Genomic DNA, 20,809 nt, shown 5'->3' on the forward strand with positions numbered 1-20,809 from the left:
GCTCTGCGCTATTATTCCTCTTTTGTGTTAAAAAGGCCAATCCATGTCCACTGAAAATACTGTAATCCACTTACTAAGTACCTTAAAAGATCCGTTTCTTGATCTTACCGGTAAGGAAATGAATTTACAGTGCAGCCTTGAAATAACGGATAAGGAGTTGCTCATCAACTTAACTGCCGGGTTTCCCTGTAAACTGCTTGAAGAACATTATATACCTCTCTTACAAGCAGCATTACAATCTGCATTTCCCAAACAAGACATAGTGATTCAGATCACCCAACGAATCAAACCGCACAGAACACAACTCGTTGGTAAAGGTCTGCGTGGCGTTAAAAATACAATTGCAGTAGCTTCAGGGAAAGGAGGCGTTGGAAAATCTACTGTAACTGTAAACTTAGCAACAGCATTAGCACGATTAGGAGCACGAGTAGGTATTCTGGATGCGGATATTTACGGCCCAAGCATGCCTTTAATGCTCGGCAAAACCGAGCCAGTAGAAATCAGCGGCGATCATTATCTTCCTGCAAAAGCGCATGGAATCCAAACCATGTCTATTGGTTATTTAACAAACAGCGAGCAGGCACTCATTTGGCGAGGTCCTATGCTTGCTAAATCACTAATCCAAATGTTGGATATTACTCTTTGGGATGATCTGGATTATTTATTCATTGATTTACCACCAGGAACCGGGGATATCCAATTGACTTTAGTACAAAAAATACCGCTTACCGCAGCTATAGTAGTAACTACTCCACAAAACGTAGCAACTCTTGATGCACAAAAAGCGATAAGCATGTTTTCTAAAACAGGAATTGATGTGTTGGGTATTATAGAAAACATGTCCACTCATATTTGCAGTCAATGCGGACATCAAGAGGCAATTTTTGGTGCAGGTGGAGCTGAAGCACTTTGTGCTACACATCTTACTACATTACTAGGACAACTACCTTTGGATGGACGCATAAGACAAAACTGTGATGAGGGAAACCCTACTGCAACTCAAGCGCGTAATGAGTTAACGGATACATTGATTAAAACAGCCATGAAGAGCGCTATGGAGTTAGCGAAAAAACCAATTAACTATGCGGATAAGTTTCCCAAAATTGTTGTTGAGTGAACTCAATAGAGACAGCTATAATCGCATTGTACTATGTAGTAAGGTTAGCGTAGTGACTTTGTTTTAAGTTAAACACCACTCCCTTCTCCCAGGGTGAGAAGGTGCCCGACAGGGCGGATGAGGGATTCACTAGATCACCCTCACCCATCTCCCATTACTGGGAGAGGGGAATTTATTTAACTTAAAACAGCATTACTAAATGCGATAACGGGTAAATCCATTAAAATAATAACAATAAATAAATTAGCCATGGACCGATTAATAATAATAACTCTAAGCCTCTTATATTCCTGCGTGACTTTAGCCAAGTCTTCTTATCAAATTGATTTAATTATATTTGCACAACCAAATCAAAACAGGGAAGTGTCAGTTGATGCACCGCTTATCCCAACGAATGCCAATACAATTTCTTTGAAATCAGATTCAGAAAAATCGGGGAAATCCTATCAGCTATTATCCCCTTCTTCTTCAAGCTTACGTGATGAATACTATCTACTGACTCGAAAATCACGTTACCAAGTCCTGGGACATTATTCATGGAAACAACCTGCCAATAATCAAAGCACTGTTGCTCTGCCCTTTGTCGATCATAACGGTTGGCAAATGCAAGGTACTTTAAATATAAAGCAAAGCAATTATTATACTTTTGATGCAGAACTCCAGGTATCGCCACCCAATAATCCACAATCATCATTCACTGTCTCACAAAAGCAACGCTTGAAAGATGATGTAGTTTATTATCTCGACAATGCTCAGATTGGTATGTTAGTTAAAATTCATAAAGTGGGATAAATCATTGTAGCCTGGATGAAGCGCAGCGAACCCGAGCTTTTTGTATAAGTTCCCGGGATTCTTATTGCACTTCTTCAGATTACAGACTACAAACTCATTTTTTCCCTGGAGGAAAAATCCGATCAAACACCGATGCACCACCCTCCACAACATGATTCATAGTAACGTTTAAATCGGAAGCTCCAGAATTGGTCTTATTTGCAAAGAAGCCCCAAAAGCCATTTCCCGCTTGTTTGCTCCTGCCTACTTCATGCAATCCAAATAAGGCAGCGGCGGTTAAAGTCAATGAAGCAAATGGACCTAATCTGGCATATAAAGGTGACATAAATAAATTTCCAAAACTGATTAATGCGCCAGTTTTTAGAGCTTTTTCAGGATTGATTTGATCTCGGGGCATACTACACTTCCTTGAGTAATTGTTTTAAAAGAAAATTCATGGATGACTTTTCTTATCACTAGGCATAATTTCATCGAAAATAGCCGCACCACCGACAACTATATTTGCAATAGCATTTTCAACTTCAGTACTTTTGTCACCGGTATTACCCCCAAAAAAAGAGTTAAGGCTATTTACTCCGTTTTGGACAGGTCTTCTTTTTTTACCTATTTCGTGTGCGCCATATATAAAAACACCAGTGCCTATAAGGGCAGTAGTCAACCCAAACTTGGCATCTATCCAATACAAAGGGGCTAAAATGGTGTTTCCTAGAGCAAGTAGAGCCCCCGTCTTTCCTGCATCATCCATATTTATTTTATCTTGCGCCATTTCAATATTCCTTATGAATTATTGTTTTTAGTACAGACTAAGTGAGCATCAATAAAATTGCAAGCATAAATTAATACATCATATTGATCAATATCAAGCCAAACACGTAGTGAATTGAATTCGGTCAGTTCGTAAATTATACTCTCATATGATGCAATCAAATCATGAGCTCATAATGACCCAAAATAGCCGAATTATTGATGCGCTCACCTTATGTCTCAAACAAAAGTCCGGTAAGGATTTTAAATTGAATCAATCTGCTGCTTACGCCGGGCTGACTGACTTGTATGAACACTATTCCCTGGAAAACAAAACCGATCAATTTTTTGAGGCATTCGAACAATTATGCATGATTCCCGATGATTATCTTCTTGGAGACAATCCAATTTTGGATGGTTTTATCATTCAATTCGAAAAAGTATTCCATCCCAAAAAAAATGAAAAAAGAATGGATCGCCCTACCCCATGGTGGGAAGTTGACCGTGAGCGCCTGCTCGCAATTGCAGAAATTCATTCTCCATGTTACGTATATCACAGCACGACACAAATATCTCAGGCACAACAATTACTGAAATTACAATCAATTGATACTCTATTTTATGCAATCAAAGCCAACCCTCATCCTTCTATTTTAAAAAAATTGGAAAAAGAAGGTATAGGATTTGAATGTGTTTCCATTCAGGAGTTAAAACGGATAACAGATTTGTTCCCCCATATAAACAAACAACGAATTTTATTTACTCCAAATTTTGCACCAAAAATCGAATATGAAATTGCAATGAATTTAGGCTGTTATGTCACCATCGATAATTTATACCCCTTAGCAAACTGGCCTGAGCTATTTAAAAACCGTGAGATCATAGTCCGTATTGATCCAGGTGCAGGTGCTGGTCACCACAAACATGTTGTAACCGGAGGAAATGAATCAAAGTTTGGAATTGACCAAAATGACATAGAACAACTGCGCACCTTAACTCAGAACTATAATATCCATGTCATAGGCTTACATTCGCATTCGGGAAGCGGAATTCTTACACCAGAACTTTGGGAGCAAACTGCTTTAATGCTCACATCACTCATTGAGAAATTCCCTAATACGCAATTCATTAATTTAGGTGGTGGCTTGGGGATTGTTGAAAAACCAGGACAAAAACCTTTGGACCTTACACAACTTGATACACGATTATTAAAAGTAAAAGCAAAATACCCTTATTTGAAATTCTGGTTAGAGCCTGGTCGCTATTTCGTCGCGGAAAGTGGCGTCATCTTGGCAAAAGTCACTCAGTGTAAAGAAAAAGGCGAAGTACAATTTGTAGGAATTGAGACGGGGATGAATTCTTTAATCAGGCCGTCTTTATACGGGGCTTATCATGAAATTGTCAATTTAAGTCAACTGCACTCAAAAAAATCTAGCTTTTCCCATTTAGTGGGTCCGATTTGTGAGTCGGGAGATACTTTAGGATACGACCGTTTACTCCCCATAACCCGAGAAAAAGATATCATTTTAATTGCGAACACTGGAGCCTATGGACATTGTATGAGTTCCCACTATAATTTAAGACCACCTGCAAAAGAAATTATTTTAGAAGCATAATAATTCTTCCTCCATTCTTAAAATCTTAGCTCCTTTTTATTTTGCATAAATTTCAGTCACTATGTATTGTATTAAATTAGTCTGCCAATTATAATTGCACCACCAAAAAATAGGAGTGTTGACTATGCCGAATCAAGGCAAAATTATTAATGTAGTAAACTTTTGTCTCAAGCAAAAAGGCAATATTGACTTCACTCTGAATAAAAAAGGAATTTGCGCAGGACTCGCAGCTCTACATATCAAATATGCCTCAAAAAGCATTAAAGATAATTTAGAAAGTAAAACTGCTCAGTTTTTTCATTTACTCGACCAGCTAGCAAACTTACCCAGCACTTATCGCATCGGGGATAATCCCGCTCTTGATAGTTTCATTATCAAAGTTGAAAAAGCATTTCGTGCTGATGAATATAGTTATTATGAAATCTTGCAAAGTGACATTGAAAAAATATTAGATACTGAAAATAAACCATTAAAAAATGAATTTAATTTGGGACTTGTAACAAGCGAGGCAGCATGGAAAGAAATTTTCAAAAAAATTGTCCGCGATAATCGCTCCTATTCAGTTTTTAGTAATAACCATGCAATTTCCTTATCTGTCGAAAATGGTAAATTTATTGTTTACGACCCAAATTACACGAGAAGAACAAAAGAGTTTGAAACAATTGATGATTTAGTTAAAGAATTTAAAGATTGCTTTCAATATAAAGATGATTCTTTTGGTCTGGCAATTCGAGCATTTGCTCCTCCAGATGCTACTCCTGAGCACTATCCCTCTCAAGATGAATTACATCAAATTGCATTTACAAGTCAGGCTGATTCCAATTCAAGTTTCTTTGCAGCTATAGCAAGAGATACCAACACCCTCGAATACTTATTTAAGCAAAATAGAATAGCCTATGACAAATTAGCAAAAGAATATTTTCGTCCTGAGTTTAATAATCTTTTAATGCAACAACCTAAGTCACCCATTCTAAAGAAAGCTGTTTTACGAGGAATTCTTTGCACTCTTTACGTCGGAAACATTAAGGAAACAGAAAGCTTAATTGAGCATTACCGCAAAACATATACTACAGTTGAAGAACAAGAAGAATTAAAACATGAATTGCAGGCCCTACTGGACAGCTCAGCAAAACAACTAGTTCTGCTCATGAAAAGGGAAGCAAATTACACAGAAATATTAAAGTTATTCGATCAATTAAATCTCACCAAGGAGACTAAAAATCAAACAATTTGCAATCATTTGCAACTACTTACGTATGTTAAACAGGACGTGGCTGCTAGTACAATAGAACACTTTTTAAGCAAACTGTCTCCCGAACAAATAATAAAACAAATTCAATGCGCTGCGACTGCCAACCAACATCATGTTTTACATTTGTTATTTCAGCAGTTAACCAAGGCTCAAATTACCCCCAAATCATTTCCTTCAATTTTTAATAAAGAGCTTATTCAAGAGGTTAATGTAACCACTTTGAAAAAACTTTTTGAAAATGACTTCAGGGTCAATCTTCAAGACCCTGATTTACTTGCGGAATGCATGGAACGTAACGATAAATCTATTTTTGAAACTTATGTCCAAGCATGGCTTAAACAATCAAACTCTCCTCTTTGGGAACATATTGAGAAACGTGAATACGATTTAATTGATCTCAGAAAAAAGCTTGGTTCTCTAACGATACTCAATGTCCTTATTTTCTTACGCAAAAATGAGCATGTTAAAAAAGCATGGCAAGCTAATATTCCAGAAGAAATGATCAAAAGTGCACTCACAGTTGCCATATTGAATGGTAATAAAGAAATGAGCGTATTTCTCCAAGAAAAGCTGCAATCCAAAAAAAGCAGTCTTGATTCAGATACTTTAGAGTTTCTCTGCACAAAAGCATTAAAAGAAGAAGACTTATCTATTTTAGATATTCTTACTCAATTAAAATTTAACGTACTGTATAAAACTGAGGACCTTAATACAATTTTGTGGTTATGTTCTGACTATGAAGATTATTCAATCATCGAAAAATGTTTTGCAAATGCCAGCCCTAAAATAAAGCAACTTATTTTAGAATACAGTTTAAACAGGAATATTGAACCTGTAATATCAATCTGTGTTAAAGAAGCCCCTCAACTATTTAATGAATACCTCAACAGTTCTGCTTCAAATACTAGGAATCTTGCCAAACTCAATCGGGTAATGACCAAGATTCCCGCCCACACCCTTTCGTTAAACGCCAAACCAGAAGAACAAAAAAAACAAGTTAGAGCCTTATTCAAAAATAAGCTCCCATCGCTAGCAAAAAGATTATTTCACACAATAAAATGGGAAGAACAAGATCTGGATGAATTCCTTAATGAACTAATCCAAGACAAAAATGAACATGGGATTAAATTACTATTACAACTCGCGCCCACATTAAAGCAACGACCAAAACTGATCGCTCTGCTTGCCCAAAATAATATGTTAATACCTTTAGATTATTTGTTCGAAGAACCAACTAAAAAACCAACTGAAGCAGCATCTGAAGAAGCACCTGTTGTAGTTGATGAGGAATTAACCGAACAAATATTTATTTCCGCCTTAGCCAATAACAATCGAAGCTTGGTTGCCAGATTTTTAAGCCAAGGAAGAATAACTCCTAAAACCCCATTAAAAAAATCTATTGTAGAATTACTGAAACAAGCTATAGAAAAAGGTAATGATTCTGTTTTAATACCCTTTATTGAGTCTAATCTTGATTTCGGATTAGATTTTAAAGAATTATTTCTTTTTGGTTGTGCGAAAAAACAAGCAAAAATAGCCAATCTGCTACTTACCAAAGAATTGACTCTGAACACGATTGAAAGAAAATCTGCCATTCAACAATTATTTGGTGATCAATCTATCCCTACTTTGTTTGATACAGTTTATGAACAAGGTTACGGCAGACTTTATCAATTATTATTAAAAACAAACGTCCAAAACCCAAGGGAGTCGCTTCTGAATTCAATTAAAAGTCCAGAGCAAGATCCTTCAATTCAAAGCAGCCCACTTTATTTAAATCTCTTAAAAAGAGCCGTTAAAGAAAAAAATGAGAAGATATTTAAAACCTTGTTTACTCAAAGTGATCTTCCCATTACCCCCAATAAAAGTATTCTAGATGCGTTAAAAGATCCCATACTTTTTGCAAGTATCTTTCCTTTATTTGAAAGAAAATACAGTCTACAAAAATTATTAGCGGAGGCATTGCAACAAAAAGAATGGGGTGCATTAGCCAATCTTCTTGAAAATAGAAAATTGGACGACTTAGATAAGGACCTACAACAGCCTATACAAGATCATGGTGCGTACATCATCCAAGCTTATATGGAGAATCTAGAAGCTCATTATGATAAAACCGACGTACGACCTCAATTGTTTCAGCTTCTTAATGGTAACAATCCTCAAACTCTTACTCAACTAGCAGCTCCATACCGAGAAGTTATTCAAAAAACTTTAGAACGTGTTGAGTTTAGGATGTTAAAGGAACAACTTGATTTAAACAATCAAATTTATCGTTATACCTTTGACAGTTTACCATTGAAGCAAGCACTTGAAGAACTTGCTAAAATATTTACAAAATGTGAAAAGCTCATTAAAGAACAAAAAATTGATTTGGATGTAGCCATTGAAAATTTGGAAATAGTCAATCATCTGGCGCAGATAAAAATCATTATGGCTGGAAAAGACATCTCTCCTGATTACTTAAGTGAAAAACATTATGGGCTTTTGGAACAATTAGTCGAAAACCCTCGATTTAAAGAGACTTGTCAATTGGAATTTAAGCTTCATTGCTTACTCAGACAATTTCAAAAGCCCCTTTCGGAGCAAAGTGAGGAAGTTTCCAAAGAATTCCACACAACAATTAAATTACTTCGTGAATGTTTAACAAAAGCCAACTTACCAGAAAATTTTGTTTTGCCTGAAATTCAACGCTTTTTCCCCCCTAAAACCAATGCGGTTCTACAAGAATCAGAGAAGAAGGAAACAGAATTTTTAGACTCAAATCCTGTCCCACCAGGACCAGAAATGAAAGACAAAGCTTCGTTCCCATCAAGACCGGTGTCACAAGAACAAGAACAGATGGATACAGTATTATTGCCGTCAAATCCTGTTTCATTAGAACTAAAAAAGGAAAAGAATCCATCTTTACCTGCTAAAACAGTTAAGAAAAAATCAACTTTAGATACATCGAAATTGGATAAATTGAAGCAAAGCTGTACTAACGCAGTGGAGTTTTATCTAGGACATCGTGACCAAACTTTAAGTTATTTTTCTTATTTTCTGGATTATTATCGGGGTAAAATTCGCGCCAAGCATTATAATGATTTAATTAAATCAGCTCAAACAGAACAACAATTGTATATCCTGGAATATGCGATTTTAGTTAATGATGATACAACTCAATTTAAAAAAGATTTGCTGTTTAAACTTGAACTTCCAGATGAGCGAACAGCCAAGAAGACTCTCGAAGCCGTAATTCGAAAATCTTTTGCTAAGGACGAGTTACCCCATATAGATGCACTGATTGAGTCAATCAATGACAAAGCCAATGGAAATGATAATCAACCAACTGCACGCTTATTTAAAGAGGAATTGGAATATTTAACACACCTTGGTAAGCCTCGGCCTCAAGGTCCCATGAAGAATTATTCTTTCTTTAACCAGCAAAACCCATTTGTTGGATTCTGGCAATGGGTAATAAGCTGGCTTAGTGGTGACAATTCCTCTAATAATGAGCATAAATTATCCTCGGGAAAATAAACCATAATTGCGCTTTTAGCCTGGGTCAAATACAAAACAGCCCCGAATTAGCGCTACTTATACTCTCTTCTTAAAAAGCTGGGACTGGGCTCCGCCCTCACCCAAGCTTTTTTATTTTGGAAAATATTCTACATCGACAAATTATGCTAGGATGGAAACATCTTTACTATTTGTCAGAGCATGATGCACGACGCACTAAAAAAAATCTTTCAAATATATCCTCAAACAGAAGCTCCTTTCATGCATGAACAACTTTCAGAATGGAGCAGCACACGACCCTTGACTGGCCTACGAGTAGTTCATCATGTTCCAGTAGTAACCAATACTTTATTAAAAATAACATGTTTACTCGCAGCTGGAGCTGATGTCACCGTCACCAATCCTACGGAATTCTGCCATGCGCATCCGCAAGCAGTGTCCTCTTTAAAAGAAGCCAAAATCCGTTATGTAGAGGACCCACACTCACTTCTTGGAGAAAAATTTGATTTTTATTTTGATTGTGGGGCTCAGCTTTATCAATTTCTTGGAAAACCTAAAATGGGTGTCATCGAATTAACTGGTTCTGGTGATCAATTTTACCGACAACAATCACTCGATTTTCCTGTGGTTAGTGTGGATCGCACGCGGACAAAACAACTCGAAACAGTTTTTGGATGTGCTGAAAGCAGTCATATGGCTCTAGCTCAATTGACAGGAATCAATCCTACTGAAACCTCATGGATTATTTTTGGTTTTGGGAAAATTGGCCGTGGACTCGCCTATTTTTGCACCCAAAATAAAGTTCCTGTGGTTGTTGTTGATTCGAATGAAGAACAACGAAAATTAGCCAATAAGTTAGGTATCAAAGCACTTGTTCCTCAAGATTTCAATGAATTAGAGCGTGCATTGCTGGAAGCGAATGTGGTTGTGACCGCAACCGGAGGAAAAGCAGTGATGAGTGATTATCCTCACTCCTGGTTTAGCGGAAAAATTCTCGCAAACTTAGGAGTCTATGATGAGTTTGGTCCTCACTTCAGTGATGATGAGGTTTTAAATCATAAATTGCCAATCAATTTTGTACTCAATGATCCCACACCAATGAAATACATCGATCCTGAGTTCTACATACATAACCTAGCCGCATTAAGATTTCTCAACGAAAAACTACCTCCAGGGGTTCATGGAATATCAGCAACTTTGGACAATAATATTATTGAGCGCTGGTGTACTCACCACTCATTTCCCTTAGATAAAATAAATACCTGGATGTATTTATAGTCTGAGAAAAGCAAAGACGAACTTCATCTATTGCACTCGCAATAGATGTTCTCTTTTTTAAAATAATTTACACTTTCTCCATGATGCTATATATTTCGCCTTTTTTGTTGAAACAGAATTAATGAATTTATTGGCCTCAACACCTTCATACAACTCCAAAAGAACCACTATCTGGTTGGTCAGCGTATTTTTTCTATTGTTTCAATTTTTCTTGCAATTATCTTCAGGAATTATTATTGGCGCCATCATGCATGAGAAACAACTCACCGCATTCACAGCTGGTCTATTAAGTAGCGCTTTTTATTATGTTTATACCACAATGCAGATTCCCGTTGGTCTTCTTTTTGATCGATACAATACGCGAACATTATTATCAATAAATGCTCTGATCTGTGCCTTAGGTTGTCTTTTATTTTCTACAGGCTATAACTTATTTGTGCTATTTCTAGGTCGCCTGATAATCGGTGGTGGTTCAGCCTTTGCTTTTGTGGGTATGACCCGAGTCTTACGTCAACATTACCCTTTAAAGCAATATGCTTTTATGATTGGACTTACAGAAACATTAGGATTTACCATTACTGTATTTAGCATGATTGGAATGGGATCACAGATAACTCGTATTAGTTGGCACTATTTTCTTGCTGGTGCTGGTGGCATTGGTCTTTTAATCGCTTTTTTGTGCGCAAAATTCATTCCCAGTAATAAACCTACAATCAATCATCAATATAAAAAACATTTACTGCTCATGTTGAAAAACAAACTCGTATGGATAAATGGATTGTTTGTCGGCTTAGAATTTTCGGTTATTACTGTTTTTGCTGCAATGTGGGCTGTTCCTTTTCTCCAGCTAAAATTGGAGTGTTCTTTGGAAGCAGCAAGTATTCTCACATCGATGATCTTATTAGGGGCGGGTTTAAGTTGTCCCATTTATGGCTGGTTGTCTATTCACTTATCTACACGTAAACCGCTCATTCATATATCCTGTTTATCCACAGCTCTTTTATTTATTCTTGTTCTTTACTTACCGATCCAAAATATGATTCTTACAGGTATCTTATTATTTGCAATAGGACTTTGTTGTGGCGCATATATGCTTGCATTTACCATTGCGAATGAGTTGGCACCTCCAGAATCACTCTCTGCATGCACAGGCTTTACTAATACCCTGGCAATGGCTACAGCCCCTTTATTACAGCCACTGATTGGTTATTTGCTGGATTACTTCAAAGGCGGTACAAATCTCCATGCTCTAAACGATTATCAACTTATCCTGTTAATCATTCCGGCTGCATTAATTATTGCCAGTGCATTATCACAATTTCTGCCGGAAAAAGAGATATAAATATTCGCTTTTCTCTGTTTTCTTATTTTTAAGAAAACTCAATTGGGTAATTCTTGCTTCATTAATAAAACCTTAATAATTTATCTATAAAATAACAAATATTATCCAGTGTGTAGTTATTTTATATGGCGACTTCTAAAGCAGAAATTAGAAAACCTACTGACTCTCCCAAAAAAGAAATAAGCTATTTTGTCGTATTTGGCGATAGCCTTTCTGACGGTAAAAACATGGGTGAAAAGTTTTCTTTTCTGGGATCCTTAGTAAATGGCCTCTGGAAAAAAACATTAACATTAGATAAGTCCCCCAAAGAGCGTTTTACCAATGGTTATACTTGGGCAGATGTGCTACGAGCGACCCTCATTAGCAAGTTTATTAATGAGGACAAAATAAAGAAAGACACTGAACATCGCTTTGGAAAATATAACCTGAATAATGCAGATATCAGTGATGATATTCTTAATCAATCACCCTATCAGAGAAAGAGATACACTTCCGATGAGGTTCAGGCTGAATTAAATGAAGTGGAACGTAAAAAACATACAGAAGATAGGGAAGAAGCTCATCTATTCGCAGCAAAACGAGATAACACTCCAGAAATCACAGAAAAACCAAGGTTTGCACTTGATAATGCTGACTTAGCTGATGCCGCAATCACCCGTCGATACAAAAAAAATGGCCAACCTCCTCTGCAAGAAAAGCGAAGCTCAAAAGCGTCTCTTCGAGAGTCTTCTGATGATATTTCAGACAAATTAATATCGGACCCTCGTTATAGACAATATGTGCAAGAATATTATTCTCTCGATAATGGTCGAACTGCACAATATAATGGCCGAAATTTCTTTGCAAACTACAGCCAAGGCGGTGCAACGTCTTATAATTACAAATGGAGCTTTGATTTTCTTTCCTTTTTTTCCCCGCTTACAGCGATAAAACTTTTTTTCACCCGCTTACTTGTATCCAATTTATCGGAGCAGGTAAAACAATTCTTAGAAGATAATGAGAAACAGGAAATTACTGATGGGCAAAAAGAAAAAACCCTTATTACCGTATTTTCAGGGGCAAATGATTTAATTACGGCTAATTCGGATCTAACGGAAGAAGCAGCTGAACGTGCTGCTCAAAGTAATATTGAGAATATTGAGAAATTAATTAAACAAGGTTATACCAATTTTGTTTTATGTAATTTACCTGATTTATCATTAACTCCGCGTTTTCAGAAAAAAACACCTACTGAGCGTGAGCATGCGAGCAAAATATCGAAGCATTTTAATACGCAACTAAAAGAAAAGTATGAGGCGCTACAAAAAGAGCATCCTGAATGTTCCATAGATCTTTTTAATATTAATGAAGTCTTTGGTACTGTTTATGAGGATGTCCGTCAAAACGGTGAAAATTCAAAATACCATGAATATTTTGATCAAACGAAACTAACAGAGCCGTATATAGATTCACCAGAATATAAATTGAACCCCAATGGAACTTCTCCTGGGGCAAAGCACATGTTCTGGGATGATGTTCATCCCACTGCGACAATGCATGCTTTATTGATGTCCGAATATTACAAGAGTAAGGAAGGTTTGGGTAAATATAAACTCTCAGCACCTCGTGAACAAACCGCAGCCCAATTATGCAAACAATTTAACCAAAAATATCATGAAAAATTGGATCATGGCTGGTTTAGCTTCTTGAATTCCAATGCGAGACTTCGCATTGATTATAAAAACCCAGAAAAAGCGCTTATCACTATATTACGCTATGCCCTTGATGAGCAAAATGAAGACGCAGATTTCGTTCGAGAAGCCATGAGCGATTTAGGGTGGTGGGTAAATGATGAGCCCAACATGTGCATCCCAGCCCTATCGGATGCTATGTGGATTGTAGATCCTAAATATGCGCGTGAATTAGAAAAACAGTTAGATCCTCATCTGGCTAAACTTGATTCATCTGGAGTGATGCTCAGTGCAATGAAGACTCAAGAAGTGGAAGAGCAGTTAAACCCTCAGCTCGCTAAACGTGATTCTTCTGGAGTAAAACCCCGCGCATTACAGGCTCCTGAAGATGATAAAAAACCTCAACCGAGAAGACTACCCCCTGAACTGACTTTTACTCCAGACGTAAAAGAACGATTGAAAAAGCTGCAAGATCGATGGGATAAGGAGAAAGAGGTTGCTCAATCAAAACAAGAGTCTTTAACAATTCCCACTCTTTAAGAAATAACAACCTAACTGGAAGTGCTCACTAGGATACGTCATGCCAGATAGTGTACGTCATCCCGATTATACGTCTGTCCCGTAACGTAGTACGGGATCTCCAACAGCGGGTACAGATATAATACTTAAGCTCAGGAGATCCTTCGTCCTAAACTCCACTGGATAACGTGAGCAAAATGTAGCCCGGGTGGAGCTAAGCGAAACACGGGTTCCGGAAAATCTGCACCCGGCTACAAACTAAGAATATTTTAACCTGTTAACTTATCCTTATTCATATTGAGCTCGGTCGGTTGATTTTTTGAAAATAATTGTTGGGTAACATAACAAAAACCCTCACGACCGTCTTTAGAAAACCCTGCAACAGCATGTGATGATGGATCATTAGCCTTCAACGTATTGATCAATTTTAAACTCAATTTGGGTAAACCTATATTCAGCATACACAGATCATTATCTAAAGGTTTTATTGAAACAAATTGTGACATTTTTACTTTATTGCCAAGCGGATCAAGCCAACCTGCTACAGCGGCACTGGTTGCATCTTTTTCCTTAAGATTTGCAGAGTAAAATCCATTATCATCATTTAAACGACAGAACGTTGTACTGATCTCATGAGTGTCTTTTTGATCGTTGTTTAATACTAATTTTCCAAACCAGGCTTTATTCCCAGTAACAAACTGCTCTTTATCATCGATCCGTAAGTGTCCATTAAGCTGACTTGTCTGCAGCACTTGAAATCTTACTCCCGGACGCAACATCAAGGATTCATTCACATTATTCACTTGCTTTAACATATCTACTTTGAAATTAAAACCTTTTTTATCTCCTGCTTTAACCCCAAAGATCCAGCTGTCATTAATGGGATTGTAACTAATAAAGGAATAACCAACATGCCAATCAAGTGGCGTTGATTGTTCTATTTTTTCTTTATCTTCATAAAAAAATACCAGTTGATTTGTTTGTCCATCGATTAAAGCTGCTTTGGTATGAAACTCTGAACCCTGTCGCTGCATTTCAAAAAAATAGCCGTATTTATCCCCACTTTCATTTTTTACCATACCAGAAAAAGTCCAACTACCTGTTGTTGGATCGAGAGATTGTACAAGTTGCGGCACAGGTTCAATTTCAGTCGCAAATAATCCTGTACTTACATGGAACATGATTAAAAATAAAAAACAGCGAATCCAAGCAAACATAATCAGTAATAACCTTTTAACTGTTGATGTAACCACAATGCGTCCCAAAATGCATCATCCAATACAGCCTCTACGGGTAAATAATGCATGTTATCCGAGCTGAATGCTCGACACTTCACTGCATCTTTTTCCGTCATAATAATAAGTGCTTTCGAATAATTCAAATCATCTGGCTTAAACTGATAATGATCAGGATAAGAACAGGTATCGAATTCTATCCCTAATTGCAACAAAGTGGAATAAAAACGTTGGGGATTACCAATTGCAGCAATCGCTTCCCATTTTTCATTTAATTTCTGTGGTTCGATTTCTTCATCTGTACTCAATTTTTTAATTTTTCCAGGCCTTAATACCATTGGATATGCATTAGACCGCTTTTGAAATACTACCGTGGATTGTTTCGTCGATGAGGTATCCGAATCCTTATGCCACTTACCTTCATTCACCACAATAAAATCAACCTGTTCTAAGCGTGCAGCAGATTCTCTTAATGGGCCTGCTGGCAAACAAAGACCATTACCTAATCCTCGCGTACCATCAATAACAGCAATTTCAATAGCTCGTCCCATACGGTAATGTTGTAATCCATCATCACTAATAATGATTTGGCTTTGATGTTTTTCTAAAAGATAGCGAACAGCTTCTGTTCGTTTAGGTGCAATCACCACTGGGCATTGGGTTTTTTGTGCCAACAATAAAGGCTCATCACCAACTTTTAGAGCCGAATCATTAACATGCACTTCATAGGGAAAATGTTTCGTTGCTGCGCCATAACCACGACTAACGATCCCCACCCGCAATCCTTTCTGTTGTATTCTCTTGGTCAACTCAATAACTAAAGGAGTCTTACCCACTCCTCCAACCGATATATTACCAACAACAATCAGAGGAACGGGACAGCTTACTTGACTAAAACGCTCCAAAAAATAGCGCCTAGCTGAAACTACAGCGGAATACCCCCACGACAATGGACGTAACAGCCATTGGAGTGGGTGATTCTCTCCATACCATAATTTATCAAGGAAAGCATACATCAGGCTACAACATCCTCACGAATCACATCGATGTGCTGCATCCCTTGAAGTTGTGCATAATATCCTTGCAAATCAAGTAGCTCCTGATGATTACCTTGTTCTACAATACGTCCATGTTGCATTACTATAATTTTATCTGCATGTTTAATCGTCGATAATCGATGCGCAATGACGAGAGTAGTACGATTTTTCATCACTTCATCCAAAGCGATTTGAATGTAGCGCTCTGACTCACTATCCAAAGCAGATGTTGCTTCATCAAGAATCAAAATCGGTGCATCTTTTAAAATAGCACGCGCGATCGCTATCCTTTGTCGCTGACCACCAGAGAGTAAGACACCATTCTCGCCGATACGCGTATCATAACCTTCTGGAAAACGACTAATAAATTCGTCAGCGAAAGCCATTTTGGCAGCTTGAATAATTTCTTGACGGCTTACATCTGAACGACCATAAGCTATGTTATTTGCTAAAGTGTCATTAAATAATGTCACATTTTGACTCACTAAAGCCATTTGCTCACGCAAACTAGGCAAGCTTATTTGATTAATCGGTGTATTATCCAGAGTAATAACACCTTGAGTCACTTCGTAAAAACGAGGTAATAAACTGGCGATTGTTGTTTTACCGCTTCCAGAATGACCTACCAATGCAACCGTTTTACCTGCTTCAACAGTAAAACTTACATCATGTAATATTTGTTCTCCTTGTCTATAAGCATAAGATACATGCTTAAATTCAAGAGCCCCCTGTGCTCTTCGCGACAAAACTATACCTTGTTCTTGTTCAATAGGAAGATCCAGCATAGTGAATACACTTTCTGCACCTGCTAAACCTTTTTGTATTACAGCATTCAATGTGGTTAGAGTTTTCATCGGTTTAATTAACTGTATCATTGCAGCAATAATTGCTAAAAAAGAACCTGCGGAAATAATAACTACGGTAGAGAGTTGAATTGCAGCTGCAATGATTGCTGCGATACCTATCGCAATGACAATTTGCACCCCAGACACATTAAGTGCTTTACTTGCAGCGACTTTCATATCGTTTTGGCGTGAATGCTCTATGGCTTTACAAAATTTTCCAGACTCATAAGTAGCCCCTCCGAAGATACGCACTACTTTATAGCCCTCAATTGCTTCACTGGCAATTTCAGTAACCTCTCCCATGGTTTTTTGTACTTTATGACTTATTCGTCGCACACGTTTATTCGTGTAATTCACAATAATGCCTACAAAGGGAATAGTTAACAAAAACATGAGGGATAATTGCCAGCAAATGACCATCATGACAGTGAGAAAACCTATAATTAAACAAATATTTTGAACTATATCTGTTAAAGCATCTGCGCTAACCTGCGCTACTTGTTCCACGTCATAGAGAATTTTGGAAAGCATTTGTCCTGAAGTTGCTTCGTCATAGAAATCGGCAGGTAAATGAAGAATATGATTAAAAACTTTTTCTCTTAATACTTTAACTACTGAACGGGCAACCCAAGTCATACAGTAACTACCCAATGAACTAACAAGCCCTCTCAAAGTAATCCCTATTAAAACGATGTAAGGAATTTTCTTAATAAAATCCATATCGACATTAATAAAGCTTTTATCGAAAAAAGGCCGCATCATGTATGTAAAACCAGCGTCAATCAGGGAATACAAAATGTTGGCAAATATACCTAATGCCAGTATGGGCCAAAACGGTTTCACATAAGCTAGTAAACGTTTATATAAAATACTGGTTTTAACAGTAAGTTTCTTTTTCATAACTCAAGTAACTCAATCGAAACATGGGTTATTGTAACTGTTATTACAGGGAAGTGCTAATATTCCTTAAAATACAAAAATGTTACCTAAGTTAAGCGGTACCGAATCCCGATTATAAATGAGTTATTTCTATCCGAAATTCTACGAAGTTGGACTCGTGCTTCACAATTGAATGCAATGTAAATGTCATTCCAAGGTCATTTTGATACGTGTATAAGCACAATGGAAACCTATCTTTTGCACGTTACAATCAGAAACACTCCCCGGCTCGGTAGTAACCGTTGCCCAAGACACCCCTTGTTGTCTTGCACGATTCAATCGAGCGATAAGTAATTTCTTTTGTAAGCCTTTCTCTCGATAATCTGGCAAAGTGCTCGTCACCCCTAAATCACAAAAATCCCCATGAATAGCTATAGTAGCGCCAGCTACAATTACCTCTTTATCATAAACAGCATAAGCACTGACCCCTTTGGATTGAGCATAACGAGAAAATTGATCTGCAGCTTCAGGAGCATCAAAACCCAAAGCAACCTTTTGGGCCCATTCATTCAGTTCATGAGGTTCTATTTCTTTAATACTTAAAGGATCGGCAACACAGTCTAGAGGCTGATATATTTTTAAATCCAATATTGAGACATTGTTCAATTCACTGATGCAATAACCACGCTGGCTTAAAAATACAGTTAGTTCATTTCCCACAAAAGGACATAATTCAATATCTACACGAGTATGGTTTAATGCTTTATAAAAATGTTCTATACGCTCTATTTCAGCTCGAAAATGCATACGCTTTGTAGCAAATCCCCACCCTACTACTTGTGACAAATAAGAGTCTGTCCCTGAAAAACAAGCAGCACCCCCGTTAAGTTCCAATATTGTTCCTTCCGGGTACTGTTTGGTTACTTCTATATGGGTTTGCTTGATACAAGACTCCATTTGCCTTGCTAGATCTTTAGTAATAAATTTCATCTAAAAATTATCCTCAGCGCATCGTGGTAAAGACGAAGGAGTTCATATTTCACGTTATTACTGCTTCATTTTAAATCTTTCGCTAACTCATATACCAAACCAGGCCCTTGGTAAATCAGTCCTGTATACACCTGGATTAATGAAGCACCAGCATCCAATTTAGCCTGGGCACTGGCACAATTGTCGATGCCTCCTACTCCGATCAAACTAACATCATTACCCACATATTGTTTGAGCAAACGCAAACACTGAGTAGACAGCTCCCATAAAGGTTTACCACTTAGCCCCCCAGTTTCCTCTGCATCAGATAAATGGGTTACTCCTGTACGAGAACACGTAGTATTCGTGGCAATAATTCCTTCAATACCGTACTGTAAAATGACATCAGTCATCTGTTTTAATGTTTCTGAGTCCTCATCTGGGGATACTTTAACTACTAAAGGCACATGACGTTGAAATTTATCGGACAATTTAATTTGTTCAGCCTGAATTTGAGACAATAAATTGGCAAAATATTCTTTTTGCTGCAACTGCCGCAAATCGGGAGTATTCGGTGATGAAATATTGATAGTCACATAGGAGGCATACTCGTATACCTTACCCAAACAATGAATGTAGTCACTTGCAGCATCATCCAGCGAGGTATCTTTATTTTTGCCAATATTGATACCCAAGACTCCTTTATAACGTGCTTTTTTTACATGCCTCACCAGTGCATCAACACCCTGATTATTAAATCCCATACGATTAATAATCGCATGGGCCTCTGGCAAACGAAATAATCGTGGCTGAGGATTACCGATTTGTGGTCTTGGGGTTATCGTACCTACTTCAATAAAGGAAAAACCTAATTTAGCCAATGCGTCTAAATGCTCGCCGTTTTTATCCAATCCGGCCGCCAGACCAACCACATGTGGAAATTGTAGCCCCAGGACTTCAACAGGTTTATGCTTTATCTTTTTAAAACAAAACTTGGGTATATAATGTAAAGCAGACAAACTAAAAGTATGTGCACTTTCAGGATCCATACTAAAAAGTACAGGACGTAACATCGAATACATAAAAAAACCTTGTGGCCAGGGTGAAGCGAAGCGAAACCCGGGTTGGGTTAATTCTGAACTCCTGGGTTTCGCTTCGCTTCACCCAGGCTGCATTTCATCAAATATCACATTTTTGTGCCCAAACTCGCAGCATGGCGCTTTCAGACTTATGCAAATGATAATCAACTTCTCTAATTTCTACACCATAACCCTCTTTTTGCAGTTCCAATAATACAGGACCTAAAAACTCAGAAGTTTTTCCTTCCATATCGTTTAAGGGAAATATTCGTACTTCTTTAGCTACTCTCGCTAACTCACGAATTACATTTAAATGGAACTCAACAGTCTGATCTTCTAAATCTGCAAATAGGTAATTCGTACTTAATGCAAAATCAAAAGAGAAATCGGGGTATGGCAAATGATAATCTGCCGCACCATAATATCGTCCCTCAACCTTACCTTGCTCGTAATCAGCAAAAAATTTTTTCATTCCATTTCGTCGATGCTCGAGCAGCTGTTCTAAACTTCCGAAACGACTGAAGTCGAATTGGTCTTGGTGATTACGTACTTCATCTGCCATTTGTGCAAAAATCATAACCGCCTTGGAGGATAAGGTATCTTTATCCAAAACAAATAAGGGATCACAACTCACAGCTTGATGCGCTTCTTGAAATTGTTGAGCGTTTACTGCACTGGGACCACATCCATATTCCAATATCTTTGAATTCATATCCTCTTGAGACAAATCAAACATCTCACGATACTCATCAACAGTATGTCCCCAGAGTACTAATTTACGCATGAATGACTCTCCTAAATAGATAAAACTAAACGCTTAAACTTGGTTGTAACTACCTTAGAAAGCTCAGTAGTTTTTCCATTGGCCTAAGATTAGGCGATTTTTCAAATCAGGTAAAGGAGCATTTAAAAAACACTTCTTACTCTATAAACTGGA

14 protein-coding genes and 1 pseudogene are annotated in these 20,809 nt (G+C 37.5%); 7 read left to right on the plus strand and 8 right to left on the minus strand.

The annotated features are described in order from the left end of the window. Positions 1-43: 43 nt before the first annotated feature. Together apbC and ACWTEW_RS18685 are read left to right on the plus strand one after the other, a co-directional pair. Positions 44-1,117, plus strand: coding sequence for an iron-sulfur cluster carrier protein ApbC (gene apbC, locus ACWTEW_RS18680; protein WP_454783159.1), 1,074 nt, complete (start codon positions 44-46; stop codon positions 1,115-1,117). 249 nt (positions 1,118-1,366) lie between these two features. After that, positions 1,367-1,909 carry a CsiV family protein gene (locus tag ACWTEW_RS18685; protein ID WP_454783160.1) on the plus strand — a complete coding sequence of 181 codons (543 nt, stop codon included), beginning with the start codon at positions 1,367-1,369 and terminating at the stop codon, positions 1,907-1,909. Positions 1,910-2,003: 94 nt separating this feature from the next. Here the strand turns inward: ACWTEW_RS18685 and ACWTEW_RS18690 are convergent, their stop codons facing one another. Next, positions 2,004-2,306, minus strand: a complete 303-nt coding sequence (locus tag ACWTEW_RS18690) for a hypothetical protein (RefSeq protein WP_454783161.1) — start codon at positions 2,304-2,306, stop codon at positions 2,004-2,006. A 36-nt stretch (positions 2,307-2,342) separates the two neighbouring features. After that, complete coding sequence (locus tag ACWTEW_RS18695; protein WP_454783162.1) at positions 2,343-2,675, minus strand: hypothetical protein; 333 nt, start codon at positions 2,673-2,675, stop codon at positions 2,343-2,345. A 454-nt stretch (positions 2,676-3,129) separates the two neighbouring features. Between ACWTEW_RS18695 and lysA the strand changes: the two are divergent. The 5 genes and pseudogenes from lysA to ACWTEW_RS18720 form a co-directional block, all read left to right on the plus strand. Further along, positions 3,130-4,269: pseudogene (gene lysA, locus ACWTEW_RS18700) on the plus strand (diaminopimelate decarboxylase); the annotation flags it as partial. 124 nt (positions 4,270-4,393) lie between these two features. Next, complete coding sequence (locus ACWTEW_RS18705) at positions 4,394-9,040, plus strand: hypothetical protein (protein ID WP_454783163.1); 4,647 nt, start codon at positions 4,394-4,396, stop codon at positions 9,038-9,040. 183 nt (positions 9,041-9,223) lie between these two features. Continuing rightward, positions 9,224-10,297, plus strand: a complete 1,074-nt coding sequence (locus ACWTEW_RS18710; protein ID WP_454783283.1) for an NAD-binding protein — start codon at positions 9,224-9,226, stop codon at positions 10,295-10,297. Positions 10,298-10,418: 121 nt separating this feature from the next. Beyond that, entirely contained in the window at positions 10,419-11,639 is a 1,221-nt protein-coding gene (locus tag ACWTEW_RS18715; RefSeq protein ID WP_454783164.1) for an MFS transporter, read from the plus strand. 125 nt (positions 11,640-11,764) lie between these two features. Next, on the plus strand, positions 11,765-13,849 hold the full coding sequence (locus tag ACWTEW_RS18720) for an SGNH/GDSL hydrolase family protein (protein WP_454783165.1): 2,085 nt from the start codon (positions 11,765-11,767) through the stop codon (positions 13,847-13,849). Between the two features lie 248 nt (positions 13,850-14,097). Here the strand turns inward: ACWTEW_RS18720 and ACWTEW_RS18725 are convergent, their stop codons facing one another. The 6 genes from ACWTEW_RS18725 to ACWTEW_RS18750 all read right to left on the minus strand — a co-directional run bounded on the left by ACWTEW_RS18725 (position 14,098) and on the right by ACWTEW_RS18750 (position 20,656). Beyond that, a complete protein-coding gene (locus tag ACWTEW_RS18725) occupies positions 14,098-15,045 on the minus strand; it encodes a hypothetical protein (RefSeq protein WP_454783166.1) in 948 nt (315 codons plus the stop codon). 2 nt (positions 15,046-15,047) lie between these two features. Further along, positions 15,048-16,079, minus strand: coding sequence for a tetraacyldisaccharide 4'-kinase (gene lpxK / locus ACWTEW_RS18730; RefSeq protein ID WP_454783167.1), 1,032 nt, complete (start codon positions 16,077-16,079; stop codon positions 15,048-15,050). Next, positions 16,079-17,845: a lipid A export permease/ATP-binding protein MsbA gene (gene msbA / locus ACWTEW_RS18735; RefSeq protein ID WP_454783168.1), complete on the minus strand. Its 1,767-nt coding sequence runs from the start codon at positions 17,843-17,845 to the stop codon at positions 16,079-16,081. The genes lpxK and msbA overlap by 1 nt, the downstream gene beginning before the upstream one ends. A 186-nt stretch (positions 17,846-18,031) precedes the next feature. Then, positions 18,032-18,814 (minus strand): GNAT family N-acetyltransferase, encoded by a 783-nt coding sequence (locus ACWTEW_RS18740; protein ID WP_454783169.1) that lies wholly within the window; start codon positions 18,812-18,814, stop codon positions 18,032-18,034. Between the two features lie 65 nt (positions 18,815-18,879). Beyond that, positions 18,880-19,875 carry a quinone-dependent dihydroorotate dehydrogenase gene (locus tag ACWTEW_RS18745; RefSeq protein WP_454783170.1) on the minus strand — a complete coding sequence of 332 codons (996 nt, stop codon included), beginning with the start codon at positions 19,873-19,875 and terminating at the stop codon, positions 18,880-18,882. A gap of 97 nt (positions 19,876-19,972) precedes the next feature. Further along, on the minus strand, positions 19,973-20,656 hold the full coding sequence (locus ACWTEW_RS18750; protein WP_454783171.1) for a hypothetical protein: 684 nt from the start codon (positions 20,654-20,656) through the stop codon (positions 19,973-19,975). Positions 20,657-20,809 lie beyond the last annotated feature (153 nt).

The sequence above is a fragment of the Legionella stuttgartensis genome (assembly GCF_977063405.2).

Coding starts and splice junctions, on each gene's coding strand:
- apbC (WP_454783159.1), top strand. CDS start 44: ATGTCCACTGAAAATACTGTAATCCACTTACTAAGTACCTTAAAAGAT.
- ACWTEW_RS18685 (WP_454783160.1), top strand. CDS start 1,367: ATGGACCGATTAATAATAATAACTCTAAGCCTCTTATATTCCTGCGTG.
- ACWTEW_RS18690 (WP_454783161.1), bottom strand. CDS start 2,306: ATGCCCCGAGATCAAATCAATCCTGAAAAAGCTCTAAAAACTGGCGCA.
- ACWTEW_RS18695 (WP_454783162.1), bottom strand. CDS start 2,675: ATGGCGCAAGATAAAATAAATATGGATGATGCAGGAAAGACGGGGGCT.
- ACWTEW_RS18705 (WP_454783163.1), top strand. CDS start 4,394: ATGCCGAATCAAGGCAAAATTATTAATGTAGTAAACTTTTGTCTCAAG.
- ACWTEW_RS18710 (WP_454783283.1), top strand. CDS start 9,224: ATGCACGACGCACTAAAAAAAATCTTTCAAATATATCCTCAAACAGAA.
- ACWTEW_RS18715 (WP_454783164.1), top strand. CDS start 10,419: ATGAATTTATTGGCCTCAACACCTTCATACAACTCCAAAAGAACCACT.
- ACWTEW_RS18720 (WP_454783165.1), top strand. CDS start 11,765: ATGGCGACTTCTAAAGCAGAAATTAGAAAACCTACTGACTCTCCCAAA.
- ACWTEW_RS18725 (WP_454783166.1), bottom strand. CDS start 15,045: ATGTTTGCTTGGATTCGCTGTTTTTTATTTTTAATCATGTTCCATGTA.
- lpxK (WP_454783167.1), bottom strand. CDS start 16,079: ATGTATGCTTTCCTTGATAAATTATGGTATGGAGAGAATCACCCACTC.
- msbA (WP_454783168.1), bottom strand. CDS start 17,845: ATGAAAAAGAAACTTACTGTTAAAACCAGTATTTTATATAAACGTTTA.
- ACWTEW_RS18740 (WP_454783169.1), bottom strand. CDS start 18,814: ATGAAATTTATTACTAAAGATCTAGCAAGGCAAATGGAGTCTTGTATC.
- ACWTEW_RS18745 (WP_454783170.1), bottom strand. CDS start 19,875: ATGTATTCGATGTTACGTCCTGTACTTTTTAGTATGGATCCTGAAAGT.
- ACWTEW_RS18750 (WP_454783171.1), bottom strand. CDS start 20,656: ATGCGTAAATTAGTACTCTGGGGACATACTGTTGATGAGTATCGTGAG.